Origin of the sequence: Nocardia sp. NRRL WC-3656, assembly GCF_000720265.1 — a bacterium.
Classification (GTDB): domain Bacteria; phylum Actinomycetota; class Actinomycetes; order Mycobacteriales; family Mycobacteriaceae; genus Nocardia; species Nocardia nova.
Genome location: NZ_JOJF01000003.1, coordinates 328,809 through 345,821 on the forward strand (window position 1 = coordinate 328,809; position 17,013 = coordinate 345,821).

Genomic DNA, 17,013 nt, shown 5'->3' on the forward strand with positions numbered 1-17,013 from the left:
CCCGGTAGGCTGGATATTCGTGCAGACCCACGAGATCCGACGGCGTTTCCTGGACCACTTCGTCCGTGCCGGCCACACCGAGGTACCGAGTGCCTCGTTGATCCTGCCGGACCCGAACCTGCTGTTCGTCAATGCGGGCATGGTGCAGTTCAAGCCGTATTTCCTGGGCCAGGAGGCGCCGCCGTTCTCGCGTGCGACCAGCGTGCAGAAGTGCGTGCGCACCGGCGATATCGAAGAGGTGGGCGTCACCACCCGCCACAACACGTTCTTCCAGATGGCGGGCAACTTCTCCTTCGGTGACTACTTCAAGGAAGGTGCGATCACCTTCGCCTGGGAGCTGATCAGCAAATCTCAGGAAGAGGGCGGATTCGGCTTCGATCCGGAGCGGATCTGGGTCACCGCCTACGAGAGTGATCCCGAGGCCGCCGAGATCTGGCATCGCGTCGCCGGAATTCCGAAGGAGCGCATCCAGTTCCGCGACGGCAAGGACAACTACTGGGATATGGGCGTGCCCGGTCCCGGCGGGCCGTGCTCGGAGATCTACTACGACCGCGGACCGGAATACGGCGCCGAGGGCGGCCCGGTCGCCGACGAGGATCGCTACCTCGAGATCTGGAATCTCGTGTTCATGCAGGACATCCGCGGCGAGCAGAGCCCCAAGCTGGGCTATCCGCCGGTCGGATCGCTGCCGAAGAAGAACATCGACACCGGCATGGGCATCGAACGCGTGGCGATGCTGCTGCAGGGCGTGGACAACGTCTACGAAACCGATCTGCTGCGCCCCATCATCTCCAAGGCCGAGGAGCTGACCGGCAAGAGCTATGGCGTCGAACACGCCGACGATGTGCGCTTCCGGGTCATCGCCGACCACGCCCGCACCTCGGCGATGCTGATCGCCGACGGCGTCAATCCCGGCAACGACGGCCGCGGCTACGTGCTGCGCCGGCTGCTGCGCCGGATCGTGCGCTCGGCCCGGCTGCTGGGTGCCGAGAAGCCGGTGATCGGCGAATTCATGAAGGTCGTCAGCGAGCTGATGTCGCCCTCGTACCCGGAACTGGCCACCGATTTCACCCGCATCGAGACCGTCGCCGTCGGTGAGGAGACCGCCTTCCTCAAGACGCTGAGCACCGGGTCGAAGCTGTTCGACGACGCGGTCGCCGAGGTGAAGGCCACCGGTGGGCGCACGATCGCGGGCAGTGAGGCGTTCACCCTGCACGACACCTACGGTTTCCCGATCGATCTGACCCTGGAGATGGCCGCCGAGGCCGGGCTCGAGGTCGACGAGTCGGGCTTCCGCACGCTCATGGCCGAGCAGCGGCAGCGAGCCAAGGACGATGCGCAGGCGCGCAAGCACGCGCACGCCGATCTGTCGATCTACAAGGAACTGGTCGACCGCGGCGCCACCGAATTCACCGGCTTCGACGAACTCGCCACCGAGGCGCGGGTTCTCGCCCTCATCGCCGACGGTGTCCGGGTCCCCACCGCGACCGCCGGGCAGGACGTCGAGGTCATCCTCGATCGCAGTCCCCTCTATGCCGAATCCGGTGGTCAGATCGCCGACCGCGGCACCCTCACGGCGTCGGGCACGGAGTTGCGCGTCAATGACGTGCAGAAGATCGCCAAGAAGCTGTGGGTGCACAAGACCACCGTCGAACGCGGTCAGATCACCGAGGGCGATGCCGTTCTCGCCCAGGTCGATCCGGTGTGGCGGCGTGGCGCCACCCAGGGACACTCCGGCACGCACATGGTGCATGCCGCGCTGCGGCAGGTGCTGGGCCCGAACGCCGTGCAGGCCGGTTCGCTGAACAAGCCCGGCTATCTGCGCTTCGACTTCAACTGGCAGGGCCAGCTCTCCGAGTCGCAGAAGGCCGACATCGAGGCCGTGTCCAACGATGCGGTGGGCTCGGACTTCCCGGTGAACACCTTCGTCACCGATCTGCCCAAGGCCAAGGCGATGGGCGCGCTGGCGCTGTTCGGCGAGAACTACGGGTCCGAGGTGCGCGTCGTCGAGATCGGCGGGCCGTTCTCGATGGAACTGTGCGGCGGTACCCACGTCGAACACTCCTCGCAGATCGGGCCGATCACACTGCTCGGCGAATCGTCGGTCGGTTCCGGCGTGCGCCGTGTGGAGGCTTTCGTCGGGCTGGATTCCTACAAGTACCTGGCCAAGGAGCGAGCCCTGCTGGCCGGTGTGGCCGCCTCGCTCAAGGTGCCCTCCGAAGATGTGCCGGCCCGGGTCGAGCAACTGGTGGAACGGTTGAAGGTCGCCGAGAAGGAACTCGAGCGCACCAAGGCCGCGGCCGTGCTCTCGCAGGCGGGTACCTACGTCGAGCAGGCGCAGCGGGTCGGCAAGGTGCTGCTGGTCGCGGCCGCCGCCCCCAAGGGCGTCGGCGCGGGCGATCTGCGGACCCTGGCCACCGATATCCGCGGCCGATTCGGCAGCGAGCCGGCGGTGGTCGTTCTGCTCGGTAATGCCGACGGCAAGGTGCCGTTCGTGGTCGCGGTGAACAAGCCCGCCCAGGAGCTCGGCGTGAAGGCCGGTGAGCTGGTCGGCAGTTTCGGCCCGAGTATCGCGGGCCGCGGCGGCGGTAAGCCGGAGATGGCGCAGGGCGCCGGCTCCGACCCGTCCGGTATCGAGGCCGGCCTGGCCGGCGTGCGCGCACGGGTGGCCGAGATCGCCGCCTGATGGACCATTCCGAGAATTCGGAGCCTTCGGAACCGGAGCCGTCCCGATCGGGGGCGGCTCCGGAAGCCGGGGCCGCCCGGCCGGACGACATCCCGGCCGAACGCCCCGACGCGCGGACCGATCCCGGCCGCGGCCGGCGGATCGGCATCGACGTGGGGACCGTGCGCATCGGAGTCGCCGCGAGTGACCCGGACGGGATTCTGGCCACCCCGGTGGAGACGGTACCGACCGTCAAGGGTGGAAAACGCGGTCCGGCAACCGATCTGCTCCGGGTAGCCGAGATTGTGCGGGAATACGAAGCTGTCGAGGTAATCGTCGGTCTACCACGCACATTACGGGGGGCTAGCGGCTCGTCGGCACAGCTGGCCGCCCGGTTCGCGCGACGTTTGCGGGACATGATTCCTGGTGTGCCGATACGACTTTCCGACGAACGTTTGACTACGGTGTCAGCTGCACGTGCATTGCGGGATAGTGGCGTTCGCGCGCGCGGCCGGCGGCAGGTGATCGACCAGGCGGCCGCCGTGTCGATCCTGCAAGGGTGGTTGGACGAACGGAGTGCGGTGTTGAACTCGGCCGGTGCAGACGAGGCCAGGTGGTCGGATGAGTGACCGCTGGTCCCGGGCCGGAGAACGCTCGCGCCGGCGCGCCGACGAGCAGCAGCGGCGCTACCGGCGTGGTGGTGCGCATCGCAGCGCCACCGACGAGTGGGACGACTTCGAGGACGACGACACCGCCGTCATCCCGCGCTACGTGGACGAGGACGAGCTGGCCGCGCACTACGCCGACCCCGCCGCCGGGTACGACGCTCGCTACGACCACGAGCTCGCCGGCGCCGGATACGCGGATCCCGACTACCCCGACCCCGACTACGCCGACGACTACGCCGAACCGGGGTACGAGCGGACCGGCGGCAGCGGCCATCGGTATCGCCGCGACGAGTACGACTCCGAAACCGATATCGAACCGATCGCCGACGACGAGCCGGAACCCGCGCCCGCGGCGGTCAGGCGCGGCGCCCGGGCGAGCGCGGCCTCGCCGCAGGAGGCGCAGCGGGGGACCCGGCGCGGTTCCGGCGGCAAGTCCGCGGGGAGAGCGCAGGCTCGCGCCTCGGGGCGACCGGCACGGTCGGGCTCGTCCGGGGGGCGTAGCCGCCGCACTCGCGTGGCCTCCCGCAAGGCGGCCGAGCGGCAGCGTCGCCGCCGGAATCTGCTCGTTCTGGGGTGCGTATTCGTCGTCCTGTTCGTGGTGGCCGGTGGTTACGCCGGATACAAATTCATCCGCTCGATGGGCGGACCCGAGGATTTCGACGGACCACCCGGCCCGCTGGCCGTGGTCCAGGTGCACACCGGTGACACCGCCGAACAGATCGCGCAGACCATGGTCGAAAGGGGTGTCGTCCGTAGCAGCGGGGCCTTCTACCAAGCGGCCGTGCGGAATTCGGGCATCACCTCGGTGCAGCCGGGCTATTACGCGGTGCCGACGCACAGCAAGGGTGCCGACGCGGTCGCGGCCCTGCTGAAGAAGACCTCCCGGGTGGGCAACGTGGTGGTCTCCGAAGGACGGCGGCTGCACGACTCCACGGATGTGAACACCGGCGCCCGTAACGAGGGCATCTACCGCAAGATCGCCGACGCCAGCTGCGTCGGGACCGGTGCGGACAAGAAATGCGTCACCTACGAACAACTCGATGCCGCCGGGGCCACGGCCGACGCGACCGCGCTGGGCGTTCCGGCCTGGGCCGTCGACGCGGTGCGCAAGGTCCCCGATCGCACCCGCCAGCTCGAGGGCATGATCGCCGCGGGCACCTGGGATTTCGATCCTTCCGGCACGCCCGAGCAGATTCTGGCGCAGCTGGTGAGCGAGAGTGCCGCCGGCTACGAGACGACCGGACTGCTGCAGTCGGGGGCGACCAACAAACTGAATCCCTATCAGACGCTGATCGCGGCCTCACTGGTCGAACGGGAAGCGCTGCCGCAGGACATGTCGAAGGTGGCCCGGGTGATCGTGAATCGGCTCGCGGTCGATCAGCCGTTGCAGCTGGATTCCACGGTCAACTACACCCTCGACCGCACCGAGGTCGCCACCACGGATGCCGACCGGGCCCGCAAGACACCGTGGAACACCTACGCCATGCCGGGGCTGCCGGCCACGCCGATCTCCTCGCCGTCGCTGGATGCCATGCGCGCGGTGGAGAATCCGGCGCCGGGACCGTGGCTGTACTTCGTCACCGTCGACAAGCAGGGCACCACCATGTTCGCCGAAAGCTACAGCGAACATCTGCGCAATATCCAACGCGCCCAGCAGAGCGGAATTCTCGACAGTGGCCGATAACGGAGCGGGATCGCCGGAATCGGGACGCAAGGCAGCGGTACTGGGCAGTCCGATCGCGCATTCGCGGTCCCCGCAATTGCATCTGGCCGCCTATCGCGCGCTGGGGCTGGACTGGACCTACGAGCGCATCGAATGCACCGGCGAGCAACTGCCCGCCCTCGTCGACAGCTTGGATTCGTCCTGGGTCGGGCTGTCGGTGACGATGCCCGGCAAGGTCGCGGCCCTGAACTACGCCGACGAACGGACCGAGCGCGCGGTTCTGGTCGGCTCCGCCAACACCTTGGTGCGCACCGCGACCGGGTGGCGAGCCGATTGCACCGATGTGGACGGCGTGCGTGGCGCGCTGCAGGGCGGCGGCGTGGAAACGGTGCGCCGATCGGTCGTGCTCGGGGCGGGCGGTACCGCGAGACCGGCACTGCTGGCGCTGTCGGAACTCGGCGCCGAGATGGTCACCGTGGTCGCCCGCGACGCCGAGCGGGCGGAGCCGACCCTTGCGCTGGCTCGCCGACTGGGAATGGCGACCGAGTTCTCCGATTTCGACGCCGATCGGGTGCACGCGGCATGTGCGCGCGCCGACGCGGTGGTCAGCACGGTGCCGGCCGCCGGTGCGGCGGTGGTGGCCGACGCGGTCGCGGCGGCGCCGGTGGTGCTGGACGCGATCTACGATCCGTGGCCGACGCCGCTCGCGACCGCCGTGCGGCGTGCGGGGCATACCGTCGTCAGCGGATTGCAGATGCTGCTGAATCAGGCCTACGGCCAGGTCGAACAGTTCACGGGCCGGCCCGCGCCACGGGCGGCGATGGCGGCGGCTCTGGATCTCCGTGACTTCTAGAACCGGTTCCAATTCGATGACGTCACAACACAGGCTAAGGTGATCGACATGAATTCGTGGGTGTTGCGCGCCATAGTCCTCGGTGCGCTGACCGTCGTACTGCGAACCCTGCTGGGTTTCGGCATGATCTACTGGCCGACCAACGGCTCGTGGATGCGCATCGTGTGCTTGATCGTGCTGGTCGTCGCGGGCGTCGCCTGGGGGCTGATCGACGGTCGCAGTGATCGGCGGGCCAATCCCGACCCGGAGCGCGGCGGTGCCGACCTCACCATGCGCTGGCTGAAGGCCGGTGTGGTCGGTGGTGTGGGCAGCGGGCTGGTGGCGTGGCTGCTGGATTTCGTGCCGAAGTTCGATCTGGGCGACAACGGTCTGCTGTTCGAACTGACCGCCGGTGCCTCGTTCATCGTGCTGATGATCTTCATTCCGGCGATGGTCGGCGTGGCGATCGGCCGTTTCCTGGTGGGCCGGGATCGGCGCAAGAGCGAATCCTCGGTACCCCCGGCGGCGGCCTCCCCGGCCTGATCGCCGAATGATCGGCTCATCCGGGCCGCGGATCCTGTCCGCGGCCCGGATTTTCATGTGCTAGAGCAGGATTCCGCCGGTGGGGCTGTCCTCGCGGGCGATGGTCGCATACGCCGCGGCCAGCAGCGACGGATCGGGACCCTCCAGCCGGCCCGGCTTGGCCAGACCGTCGAGAACGACGAATCGAACGATGCCCGAGCGGGTCTTCTTGTCGGTCTGCATGGTTTCGAGCAACTGCGGCAGCGCATCGGCGTCATAGGTGGTCGGCAGGCCGACGCTCTCCAGAATCGCGCGGTGCCGGTCGGCGGTCGCGTCGTCGAGGCGCCCGGCCAGCCGGCCGAGTTCGGCCGCGAAGACGAGGCCGACCGAGACCGCCGCACCGTGGCGCCACCGATAGCGTTCCCGCCGTTCGATCGCGTGGCCGAGGGTGTGGCCGTAGTTGAGGATCTCGCGCAGGCTCGCCTCCTTCAGATCGGCGGCCACCACGTCGGCCTTCACCTGGATCGCCCGGCGGACCAACTCCGGCAGCACGTCGCCCTTCGGGTCCAGTGCGGCGGCGGGGTCGCGTTCGATCAGGTCGAGAATGACCGGGTCGGCGATGAATCCGGCCTTGATGATCTCGGCCATTCCGGCGACGATCTCGTTGGGCGGCACCGTTTCGAGGGTGACCAGATCCACCAGCACGGCCGACGGTTCGTGGAAGCAGCCGACCAGGTTCTTCCCGGCCTCGGTGTTGATTCCGGTTTTGCCCCCGACCGCCGCGTCGACCATCGCGAGCAGCGTGGTGGGCACGTGGACGACCTTCACGCCGCGCATCCAGGTGGCGGCGACGAACCCGGCCAGATCGGTGGCCGCACCCCCGCCGAGGCTGATCACGACGTCCTGGCGGGTGAGGCCGATGCGGCCGAGCACCTCCCAGCAGAAGCCGGCGACCGGCAGGTCCTTCCCGGCCTCGGCATCCGGGATTTCGATGCGATGCGCGTCGAGGGTGTCACCGTGCGAGCCGACGGCCTGCTCGGCGAGCGCCTGCCGCACCACCTCCGCGGTCTCGGTCAGCGGCGGCTGATGGAAGATCGCCACGGTCCGCACGCCGGGATGGCGGGCGACCTGCTCGACCAGTTCGCCCAGCAGCCCCCGGCCGATGATCACCGGATACGGATCGGCGGTTCGGACGTCGATGCGGGTGGGCTCGCTCATGTGTGCTGCTCCGATTCCTCTAGTGCTCGTCGTAGGCGTGCCCGGCGGGCGCGGGCACGGCGGGACCGACCGGCCCCGGGTGCCGCTTCGTGCGCGGTCTGCGCGGCGTCACCCGCGAGACGTCCAGCGGGCAAAGGTGTTTCGTCGGGTGCGGGCACCGGCCGCAGCTCCGGTCCGGAGCCGACCGGGCGCACCGGCTCCGGATGGGGCGCCGCCGGACCGGGGTTCCGACTCGCGGCGGGAGGGCCGGCGGCACGGGTGGCGGTGCGCCGGATTCGTCCCGGTCGTGCATTCTGCTGTGCGGCGGATGGTTTCGCGTCGGTGTCGGCCGCCGCCGGTCCGGGCGTGCGGGCGGGACGTTCGGTGGCGGGGTCGATGGGCGGGGTGTCGGCCGAGGTGCCGGTCCGGTTGCGGGAGTGCCGACGGCCGCCGCGACGGGATCGCCGGGCTCGGCGGCGCGGCTGGGTACGGTCCGTCTCGATCGAATCCGGTTGCGCGGCTTCGGTTTCACCGGGCTCGGGTGCGGTCCGCGCGGCGCTGTCGGCTGCGGCGCGGGTGCGGCGACGACGCCCACGCGGGCGGGAACGACGGGTGCCCGTGGGTTCGGCGCACGTCGAATCCGGTTGCGGCGCCGGTATTTCGGCCGGTTCGACGCCGAGTTTGGCGAGGATGGCACGGACGACGCGGCCGGGACTGCGGCCGTCGGTGCGGATCCGGATGGAGGCCACCTCGCGATACAGCGGGCGGCGCACGCGCATGAGTTCGCGATATTTCGCGCTCGGATCGTCGCCGTTGAGCAGCGGCCGATTCGTCGACGCCCCGGTCCGGCGCAGTCCCTCGGACACGCTGATCTCCAGGTACACCACCGTGCGCCCGCGCAACAACTCCCGGGTCGCCGCGGACAGGATCGCACCGCCGCCGAGGGATACGACCCCGTGTTCGGCGAGGATCGCGCGGCGCACCACGCGTTCCTCGATGCGCCGGAATTCCGGTTCGCCGTCGGTGGCGAAGATGTCGGGGATGCTGCGACCGGTGTCCTGTTCGATCCCGGCGTCGGTGTCGTAGAGCGAGACGCCGAGTTCGCGAGCGAGCTTGCGCCCGATCGTCGACTTACCGGCCCCGGGCGGGCCGATGAGGATCACGCTGGGCCGGCTGGGGTCGCTGCGGACGATCACGACGGCTGTCCCGGGCGCCGGACCCGGGCGGTGCCGCGCGCGGGATCAGCCATTCATGCCTCCGACGCCACGACGCCCGGGATGTGCGGGCGGGTCTGGATACGCTTCTGGTACGTCGTGAGGTTGTCGACGGTCTCGGCGAGAGAATCGCCGCCGAACTTCTCCAGTACCGCCTGCGCGACCACGAGCGCGACCATGGCCTCGGCGACCACCCCGGCGGCGGGCACCGCGCAGACGTCGGAGCGCTGATGGATGGCCACCGCCTCGTCGCCGGTGGCCATATCCACGGTGGACAGCGCGCGCGGAACGGTGGAGATGGGCTTCATCGCCGCGCGCACGCGCAGGGCTTCGCCGTTGGTCATACCGCCCTCGAGGCCGCCGGCGCGATTGGTGGAGCGCAGCACGCCGTCGGGACCGGGACGCATTTCGTCGTGGGCGGCGCTGCCGCGCCGTCGCGCGGTCTCGAATCCGTCGCCGACCTCGACACCCTTGATGGCCTGGATCCCCATCAGGGCAGCGGCCAGCCGGGAATCCAGACGCTGTTCCCCGCTGACGAACGAGCCCAGTCCGACCGGCAGTCCGGTGACCACGACCTCGACGACGCCGCCGAGGGTGTCGCCGTCCTTCTTGGCGGCCTCGATCTCGGCGATCATCGCGGTTTCGGCCTCGGGGTCGAATGCGCGGACCGGGCTGGCGTCGATGGCCTCCAGATCGGCGGCGGACGGCACGAAACCCGGGCGCGCGGTCGCGGTGCCGATCGAGACCACGTGGGAGACGACCTCGACGCCGAGGGCCTGGCGCAGGAACTGCCGTGCCACGGTGCCCGCGGCGACCCGAGCGGCGGTTTCGCGGGCACTGGCGCGTTCGAGCACGTTGCGGGCGTCGTCGAAGCCGTATTTGAGCATTCCCGAGTAGTCGGCGTGGCCGGGACGGGGGCGCGTCAGCGGGGCGTTGCGGGCCAGCTCGGCCAGTTCGGCCTCGTCGACCGGGTCGGCGGCCATGACCTCGGTCCACTTCGGCCATTCGGAATTGGCGATCTCGATCGCGACGGGGCCACCCATGGTGCGGCCGTGGCGGATCCCGCCGATCACGGTGACCTTGTCGGCCTCGAACTTCATCCGCGCGCCGCGGCCGTAGCCCAGTCGTCGCCGCGCCAGTTGCGCGGCGATATCGGCCGAGGTCACCTCGACACCGGCCACCATCCCCTCGACGATGGCGACAAGAGCGGGACCATGAGACTCACCAGCAGTAATCCAGCGCAACACGACCTCCATCTTTCCACGTCACAACGGTTCCCCGGACATCGGTGTCCGCGCGGCTACACCGTGGGCCACAGTGCCGCAACGGTAGCCAGGCACATCGCGGGCCCGTGTGGCACCGTGATCGAGGCGCCGAACACACCATGGCGACGGTTCGAATCTCCGGGCGCGGCCGGGCGGTCGCCGGGATGCGCGGCACGGATCGCGGTGCCGTCTCGGACGTGCGCGATCGGCTCGCCGCCGGCGTCGGCCGCGCGGGAGGCACGGGCGGCGACCTGGATCGCGACCAGCGCGCCGAGTCCGGCCGAAGCGGTCAGCAGAGGTGCGCCGATCGCGGCCCACACCCAGCAGGACGGCCCGCCCACCGCCGCGGCAGCGCCGGTGCCGAGCGCCAGTTTCACATCTCCCGCCCCGCACGCCGCCGACTCGACGAGATGTACCAGTAGGTACGGCACGGCGAGCAGCAGCGCGCCGGCGACCGCCGCGCCGGCACGGCCGGTCGATGCCGCGAGCACCGGCACCACCGCCGCACCCGGCAGGGTGAGCACGTCGGGCAGTCGACCGGTCCGAATGTCGATCACGCTGAGCGCGACGCACCAGACGATCAGTGCGAGATAGGCGGTGGTGGTCATGCACTCATCGTCGCTCGCGGCACGCGCCCGCCCGGTCCCGCGAACCTGAAATGTGGACAACCGCAACAGTTGTGAACACGCGACGAGTAACACCGGCTCGCAGCCGGTCGTGGACGGGGTCGGGGGTGACGGCGTGACGGCCTCGCAATACGACAGCGGTAGCGTGGCAGCCATGTCTGCTGATGACGGTGCCCGGCGCCCCGACCACGCTGCGCGTCGGGCCGGGTTGCGAGACCTGTTGGTGGAGAACGGGGTCGATGCCCTGCTGGTGACCGATCTGGTGAATATCCGGTACCTGACCGGCTTCACCGGCTCCAACGCCGCCCTGCTCGTGCACTCCTGGGACGGCAGCCAGGTGGGTGAGGACGGGGAGCGGACCGTGATCTGCACCGACGGCCGCTACATCACCCAGGTCGGCGAACAGGTGCCCGACGTGCACGCCGAGATCTCCCGCGCCAGTGCGCGCCGGCTGGTCGAACTGGCCGGGGAGTGGCAGATCGGCCGCGTCGGATTCGAAAGTCACGTCGTGACCGTCGACCAGCACCGCGGCTTCGTCGATCAGGGCAGCGGCCTCCAATTCGTCCCCGCGCCCGGTCTGGTCGAACAATTGCGAACGGTCAAAGACGACTACGAGATCGAGCAGCTGCGGGCGGCGTGCGCGGCCGCCGACACCGCGCTGGCCACCCTGCTGGAACGAGGGGGACTGTGCCCGGGCCGCACCGAGCGTCAGGTCGCTCGCGAGCTGGAATGGCTGATGTTCGAGCACGGCGCCGACGCGATCGCCTTCGAGACCATCGTGGCCGCCGGTGCCAATTCCGCAGTGCCGCATCATCGCCCGACCGACGCGGTGCTGGCGGCGGGCGATTTCGTGAAGCTCGATTTCGGCGCGGTGGTCGGCGGCTACCACTCGGATATGACGCGCACCCTGGTGCTGGGCGAGCCGACAGATTGGCAGCGCGAGATCTACCAGCTCGTATACGAGGCGCAGCGGGCCGGCCGCGAGGCGCTGGCACCCGGTGTGCCGTGCGCGGCGGTCGATGCCGCGGCCCGCTCGGTGATCGCGTCGGCCGGGCACGGCGACCTGTTCGTGCACGGCCTCGGACACGGCGTCGGACTTCAGATCCACGAAGCGCCTCCGGTCGCCAAAACCGCGACCGGTACACTTCTGGATGGCGTGGCGGTGACCGTCGAGCCAGGTGTGTATTTCCCCGGCCGCGGCGGAGTTCGCATCGAGGACACGCTCGTGGTTCGTGCGGGAGGTCCGGAGTTGCTCACCCACACCACCAAAGACCTCACCGTGGTCGACTGACCCCGGCTGCCCCACCGGGCCGGTCCCTACGGCCCGGCCTACAGAACGTCGAACAGTACTAACAAGGAGATCCGAGGACAGTGGCGGACACCAGCGACTTCAAGAACGGCCTCGTGCTGAAGATCGACGGTCAGCTCCAGCAGATCGTCGAGTTCCAGCACGTCAAGCCGGGTAAAGGTCCCGCGTTCGTGCGGACCAAGCTGAAGAACGTGCTGTCCGGCAAGGTGGTCGACAAGACGTTCAACGCCGGCGTGAAGGTGGAGACCGCCACCGTGGACCGCCGGGACATGACCTACCTGTACCACGACGGGTCGGACTACATCTTCATGGACGGCGAGACCTTCGACCAGATCGGTATCGACGAGCAGACCATCGGTAAGGGCGCCGGCTTCCTGCTGGAGAACATGACCGTGCAGGTCGCGACCCACGAGGGCGCGCCGCTGTACGTCGAGCTCCCGGTCACCGTCGAACTCGAGGTCACCCACACCGAGCCCGGTCTGCAGGGCGACCGCTCCAGCGCCGGCACCAAGCCCGCGACGCTGGAGACCGGTGCCGAGGTGCAGGTGCCGCTGTTCATCAACGTCGGCGACAAGCTGAAGATCGACTCGCGCGACGGCGGCTATCTGGGCCGGGTCAACGCCTGATCCTCCGGATCCACCGGCCCGGCGCCGGGACCATGGGCGGCGCGCGCGTATCGGCTTTCCGGTATCGCTCGCGCCGCCGTCGACACTGCGAACGGGATAATGGTGATCGTGGCTGATCAGCCCGTGGACAAGAAGTCCACCCACAAGAAACTCGGAGCCCGGCACAAGGCCCGCCGCCGGGCCGTGGATCTGCTCTTCGAGGCCGAGGCGCGCGACATCGACCCGGCCGACCTGGTCGCGGAGCGCCTGGACTTGGCCGGTCGCGACGAACAGGTCGCGCCCGTGAACCCCTACACCCGCACCCTCGTCGAAGGCGTCGCCGACGATCTGGATCGCGTCGACGGCACCATCGAGTCCTATCTGCAGGACTGGACCCTGGGCCGGCTGCCCGCGGTGGACCGCGCCATTCTGCGGGTGGCGGTGTGGGAGTTGTTCCACGCCAACGATGTTCCGCCGGTGGTGGCGGTCGACGAGGCCGTCGAGCTGGCGAAGGAACTGTCGACCGACGATTCGCCCGCGTTCGTCAACGGCGTCCTCGGACGCATCGTGACGCTGGCCGACCAGGTGCGCGCCGCCGCGGCCGCCACCCGCCGCGACACCGGGGCGTTATGATCAAATATCTCGTGCTCGCGATGCGCACCTCGGCGTGGTCCGACGCGGTCATCGAACCGCACCGCGAATGGCTTGCCGATGTGCGCGCGCGAGGGCAGTTGGACTGCACCGGCCGATTCACCGACGGCAGCGGCGGCGCGTATCTGGTGCTGGCCGAGAACCTCTCGGCCGCACGGGAATTGGTGTTCACCGATCCTATTCACACCACCGGCGCCTCCGAGCTGACGATCCACGAATGGGAGATCACGGGCTGAGTCGTATTCGCGACACACCCGTCAGATTCGGACAAACCCGTTAAATTTCCCCGATGCCCGCCACGCCAGCATACTGTTCCGGTCACTTGACCTAGAAAAGGTGGAACGGATGCGGTTCAATTCGGCGGCAGTGCGTACGGCGCTGCGTCTCGCCCCGGCGATCGTCGCGGCGGCGACCCTGGCCACGACCGGTTGCTCGGCGGTGGAAAAGGGTGTCGACAAGGGTGTTCAGGTCGCCAAGGACCACAACAAATCCGACACCGCCCGGGCGAAGGTGGGCGACTGCATCAACGTGATCAACGCCTCGGCCGTCGATTCCGATACCGCACCGGTCGCCTGCACCTCCGATAAAGCCGTCTACAAGGTGGCGCAGGTGCACGACGCCAAGGTCGAGTGCGGGGCAGATTTCACCTCGTACGAGGAAACTCTCAACGGCGGCACGCTGGCGTATCTGTGCCTGGCGCCGAATTTCAAAACGGGACTGTGCTATGCCGATTCGCCGCTCAGTGGCTACAAGTACGCCGACTGCACATCCTCGGAGGCGAGTTTCCGGGTCGCCCAGCGCATAGACGGACAGGCCGACGACACTCTGTGTGGCCCGGAGTCCGACAGCGTGATCACACTGTCGGACCCGCAGACGACATTCTGTCTGGCACAACCGAAGTGAGCCGGGGCCTCCGCTCAGACGGTCCCGGGGCGCAGGACGATCGTGCCGAAGGTCGTGCGCTCGTCGACCCGTCGATGGGCCTCGGCCGCATCCGCCAGCGGTAGCACACTGTCGATCAGCACGGTGACATCACCGGCGGCGGCGAGTTCGAACGCCGCCGCCCGCTTCGCCGCCACCCCGGCCAGCCACTGCGGGCCGGAGCATCCGGTGAACGTGAGCCCGCGCATGATCAGATCCATCGTCGTGACCTGGGCGGGAGCGCCCGACAGCCAGCCGTACCCGAGCATCCGGCCCCGCAACGGGGTCATGACATCGAGGACGGCCGCGGCGCTCACCCCGCCGATCGAGTCGAAAACCACGTCCACCGTGGCATTTTCGAGGCGTTCGCCGAGCCGGCGCGGCCAATCCGGATCGCGGTGGTCGACGACCGTGTGTGCGCCGAGTTCGCGGGCGCGCTCGGTTTTGGCCGCGCCGCCGGCGGTGGCGATGATGTGTGCGGCGCCGGATCGGGCGGCCAATTGGGCGAGGTAGCCGCCGATTCCGGTGGCCGCGGCCTCGATCAGAACGGTGTCGGTACCGGTGAGTGCCGCGGCCTCGAGCAGGGCCAGTGCCACCGATCCGCTCATCGCCACGGCCGCGGCGGCCTCGCTCGCCAATCCGTCCGGTACGCGGACCGCGGATTCGGCGGGGGCGCACATCCATTCCGCGTAGCTGCCGAAGTCGTTGCGCGCCACCAGGACCCGCTGCCCTTTCCATTCCGGGTCGACGTCGTCGGCGACGGCGGTGACGACCCCGACCGCCTGGGTTCCGAAGACCGCCGGGGTCGGCGTCGGCGTCGGGAACATGCCCGACCGCAACATCGTCTCCGGGTACAGCACCGGGACCGCCTCCACCCGAATCAGCACCTCGCCGGGCTGGGGGCTGGGCTCGTCCACCTCGCGCGCGACGAGGACCTCCGGTCCACCGACCCCGGTCATTACGATTGCCTGCATATCGACCTCATAACTTGACTAACGGTCCAGATACTTCGTCCGGAAGGATATGGACCGTCGGTCAAGTTTGTCAACGGGACTGGAGTGCACAGTGGCGCAGCAGCGCAGAGAACGAGCCGATGCGGCGCGCAACCGTCGCGCGATCCTCGATGCGACGCGGGCGCTGCTGGCCGAAGGTGGGGCCGAGGCGGTGACCATGGACCGGGTGGCCGCCGCGGCGGGAGTCGGCAAGGGCACGGTATTTCACCGTTTCGGCTCGCGCGCGGGACTGTTGCACGCGATGGTCGCCGAACCGGCCGAAACACTACGGGCGGCGATCACCGACGGCCCGCCGCCGCTGGGCCCCGGCGCGCCCGCGGGGGAGCGGCTGCTCGCCTTCTTCGATGCGATGGCCACGATGGTCGCCGACAACGTCGAACTGATGGTCGCGGCCTACCGCAGCGTGCCCCCGCATCCGCGCACGTCCGAATTCCACGCCACCTGGGCGGAGCACATCACGAAGTTACTGACCGAGGCGCGTCCGGATCTCGACGCCGAGGGGGTCGGCCACCTGCTGTTCGGCATGCTGGGCAGCGATTACGCCCTTGCCGCCGTGCGCGAGGGGCAGAGCGAAAGGCTGCGAGAATCCGTGCGGCAGGTGGTGCTCGCGGTGGTCAGCCCGTGAGCAGAACGCCGCCCACCGCACCCGCGGTCGCGATCACCGCCAGCGCCAGCCCGGTGCAGACGAACCGGACCGGCGGCACCCGGACCGCGTGGGAACGGCAGAACTCCAGGCACAGCAGCGTGGCCAGCGAGGCCCACGGGGTGGCTATCGCGCCGACGTTCGTGCCGATCAGCAAGGACAGCAACTGGTTTCGGTGGTCGGGCGGTATCACCGCCTCACCGGCGGTGTATGCGGGCAGGTTGTTGACGATATTCGACAGGCCGAGGCCCGCACCGGCTGCGCGATAGGCCCCGGCCGTGCCGGAATCGGTGCCGATGAGCGCGGCCATCAGATCCGAGAGTCCGTACCGGCCCAGGGTCGGGATGACCAGGAACAGTCCGATCACGAAGATCAGCAGCTGCCACGGGATCAGCGACGGGCGCAGCGCGCTGCGATCGAACACGGCGAATCCGGCGATCGCGAGGACCGCCGCGGCGAGTGCGGCGTAGCCGATATGGTCGCCGACGAAGGGAATCGCCAGGACGAACAGCGCGCAGGCGCCTCCGGCCGTCGCGAACAGCGCCCGGTCCCGGGTGCTGCGCAGCCGGATCGGGGCGGGCGCCAGGTAGCGATCGGTGCCGCGGCGGCCGCGTCGCCAGTACCAGATCCACAGCGCCGCCATGGTCGCGATGAGCGAGATCAACTGCGGCAGCCACATTCTGGCCGCGAAGCCGGTGGCATCGAGGCCGATCCGGTCGGCGGCGAGCAGATTGGTGAGGTTGGATACGGGCAGCAGCAGACTCGCGGTGTTCGCCAGCCACAATGTGGTCATCGCCAGCGGCAGCGGTGGAATGCGCGCGGGCTTGGCCAAGGCCAGCATGACCGGTGTCAGCAGGACCGCGGTGGTGTCGAGGTTGAGCACCATCGTCGTCAGGGCCGCGAAACCGACGCAGAGCACGAACAGCGCCGGATAGCGTCCCTGCCCGGCGATCGCGATCCGATGGGCGATGACGTCGAAAACCTGTGCGCGCCGGGCCAGGTGGGCCAGCACGATCACACTGCCGAGAAACAGCAGCAGCGGTCCGATCCGGCGCATATTCGCCTCGGCGTCGGCCCGCGGCAGCCATCCGGTCAGCACGCACAGCACCCCGGCCGCGAGGACGGCGATGCGGATCCAGTCCAGCAGACGCGGTGCGGTGGCTTCCTCCGGCTCCGTCTCGTGCGCGCTGCGTTCGGGCGCCACCGGTTCGGACATCCG

At 69.2% G+C, this 17,013-nt stretch carries 16 protein-coding genes and 1 pseudogene; 11 read left to right on the forward strand and 6 right to left on the reverse strand.

Features of this window, described 5'->3' with window-relative positions; all coding sequences use genetic code 11:
- Positions 1 to 19: 19 nt before the first annotated feature.
- Genes alaS through IG65_RS0106780 form a run of 5 tightly spaced genes read left to right on the forward strand, consistent with a single transcriptional unit; the run spans position 20 to position 6,371 of the window.
- Positions 20 to 2,686, forward strand: a complete 2,667-nt coding sequence (gene alaS / locus IG65_RS0106760; protein WP_030513964.1) for an alanine--tRNA ligase — start codon at positions 20 to 22, stop codon at positions 2,684 to 2,686.
- Positions 2,686 to 3,294: a Holliday junction resolvase RuvX gene (gene ruvX, locus IG65_RS0106765; protein WP_081879303.1), complete on the forward strand. Its 609-nt coding sequence runs from the start codon at positions 2,686 to 2,688 to the stop codon at positions 3,292 to 3,294. The genes alaS and ruvX overlap by 1 nt, the downstream gene beginning before the upstream one ends.
- Complete coding sequence (gene mltG / locus IG65_RS38965) at positions 3,287 to 5,017, forward strand: endolytic transglycosylase MltG (protein WP_030513966.1); 1,731 nt, start codon at positions 3,287 to 3,289, stop codon at positions 5,015 to 5,017. Before ruvX ends, mltG begins: the two co-directional genes overlap by 8 nt.
- Positions 5,007 to 5,849, forward strand: coding sequence for a shikimate dehydrogenase (locus IG65_RS0106775; RefSeq protein WP_030513967.1), 843 nt, complete (start codon positions 5,007 to 5,009; stop codon positions 5,847 to 5,849). The genes mltG and IG65_RS0106775 overlap by 11 nt, the downstream gene beginning before the upstream one ends.
- 48 nt (positions 5,850 to 5,897) lie before the next feature.
- The gene (locus tag IG65_RS0106780; RefSeq protein WP_030513968.1) at positions 5,898 to 6,371 is read left to right on the forward strand and encodes a B-4DMT family transporter; all 474 of its coding nucleotides are present in this window, start codon (positions 5,898 to 5,900) and stop codon (positions 6,369 to 6,371) included.
- Positions 6,372 to 6,431: 60 nt separating this feature from the next.
- Here IG65_RS0106780 and aroB read toward each other — a convergent pair whose 3' ends face one another.
- The 4 genes and pseudogenes from aroB to IG65_RS35740 all read right to left on the reverse strand — a co-directional run bounded on the left by aroB (position 6,432) and on the right by IG65_RS35740 (position 10,634).
- Complete coding sequence (aroB, locus tag IG65_RS0106785; RefSeq protein ID WP_030513969.1) at positions 6,432 to 7,568, reverse strand: 3-dehydroquinate synthase; 1,137 nt, start codon at positions 7,566 to 7,568, stop codon at positions 6,432 to 6,434.
- A gap of 656 nt (positions 7,569 to 8,224) precedes the next feature.
- A pseudogene (locus IG65_RS38970) lies at positions 8,225 to 8,740 on the reverse strand (shikimate kinase); the annotation flags it as partial.
- 56 nt (positions 8,741 to 8,796) lie between these two features.
- Positions 8,797 to 10,017, reverse strand: a complete 1,221-nt coding sequence (gene aroC / locus IG65_RS0106795; protein WP_030513971.1) for a chorismate synthase — start codon at positions 10,015 to 10,017, stop codon at positions 8,797 to 8,799.
- Between the two features lie 44 nt (positions 10,018 to 10,061).
- Entirely contained in the window at positions 10,062 to 10,634 is a 573-nt protein-coding gene (locus tag IG65_RS35740) for an A24 family peptidase (RefSeq protein ID WP_051755463.1), read from the reverse strand.
- Positions 10,635 to 10,806: 172 nt separating this feature from the next.
- On the opposite strand from IG65_RS35740, the gene IG65_RS0106805 reads away from it, so the two are divergent.
- The 5 genes from IG65_RS0106805 (at position 10,807) to IG65_RS0106825 (ending at position 14,120) form a co-directional block, all read left to right on the forward strand.
- Positions 10,807 to 11,943 carry a Xaa-Pro peptidase family protein gene (locus IG65_RS0106805; protein WP_030513973.1) on the forward strand — a complete coding sequence of 379 codons (1,137 nt, stop codon included), beginning with the start codon at positions 10,807 to 10,809 and terminating at the stop codon, positions 11,941 to 11,943.
- An 80-nt stretch (positions 11,944 to 12,023) separates the two neighbouring features.
- Positions 12,024 to 12,587: an elongation factor P gene (gene efp / locus IG65_RS0106810; RefSeq protein ID WP_030513974.1), complete on the forward strand. Its 564-nt coding sequence runs from the start codon at positions 12,024 to 12,026 to the stop codon at positions 12,585 to 12,587.
- 99 nt (positions 12,588 to 12,686) lie between these two features.
- Positions 12,687 to 13,199, forward strand: coding sequence for a transcription antitermination factor NusB (nusB, locus tag IG65_RS0106815; RefSeq protein ID WP_063833541.1), 513 nt, complete (start codon positions 12,687 to 12,689; stop codon positions 13,197 to 13,199).
- Positions 13,196 to 13,453 carry a YciI family protein gene (locus IG65_RS0106820; protein WP_030513976.1) on the forward strand — a complete coding sequence of 86 codons (258 nt, stop codon included), beginning with the start codon at positions 13,196 to 13,198 and terminating at the stop codon, positions 13,451 to 13,453. The genes nusB and IG65_RS0106820 overlap by 4 nt, the downstream gene beginning before the upstream one ends.
- A gap of 109 nt (positions 13,454 to 13,562) precedes the next feature.
- Positions 13,563 to 14,120 (forward strand): hypothetical protein, encoded by a 558-nt coding sequence (locus IG65_RS0106825; protein ID WP_030513977.1) that lies wholly within the window; start codon positions 13,563 to 13,565, stop codon positions 14,118 to 14,120.
- Positions 14,121 to 14,134: 14 nt separating this feature from the next.
- Here IG65_RS0106825 and IG65_RS0106830 read toward each other — a convergent pair whose 3' ends face one another.
- Positions 14,135 to 15,112 carry a zinc-binding dehydrogenase gene (locus IG65_RS0106830; RefSeq protein ID WP_030513978.1) on the reverse strand — a complete coding sequence of 326 codons (978 nt, stop codon included), beginning with the start codon at positions 15,110 to 15,112 and terminating at the stop codon, positions 14,135 to 14,137.
- A gap of 91 nt (positions 15,113 to 15,203) precedes the next feature.
- Here IG65_RS0106830 and IG65_RS0106835 point away from each other — a divergent pair, with 91 nt between their 5' ends.
- Complete coding sequence (locus IG65_RS0106835) at positions 15,204 to 15,776, forward strand: TetR/AcrR family transcriptional regulator (RefSeq protein WP_030513979.1); 573 nt, start codon at positions 15,204 to 15,206, stop codon at positions 15,774 to 15,776.
- Here IG65_RS0106835 and IG65_RS0106840 read toward each other — a convergent pair.
- Positions 15,766 to 17,010 carry an SLC13 family permease gene (locus IG65_RS0106840; RefSeq protein WP_030513980.1) on the reverse strand — a complete coding sequence of 415 codons (1,245 nt, stop codon included), beginning with the start codon at positions 17,008 to 17,010 and terminating at the stop codon, positions 15,766 to 15,768. The two genes, IG65_RS0106835 and IG65_RS0106840, sit on opposite strands and share 11 nt — an antisense overlap.
- Positions 17,011 to 17,013 lie beyond the last annotated feature (3 nt).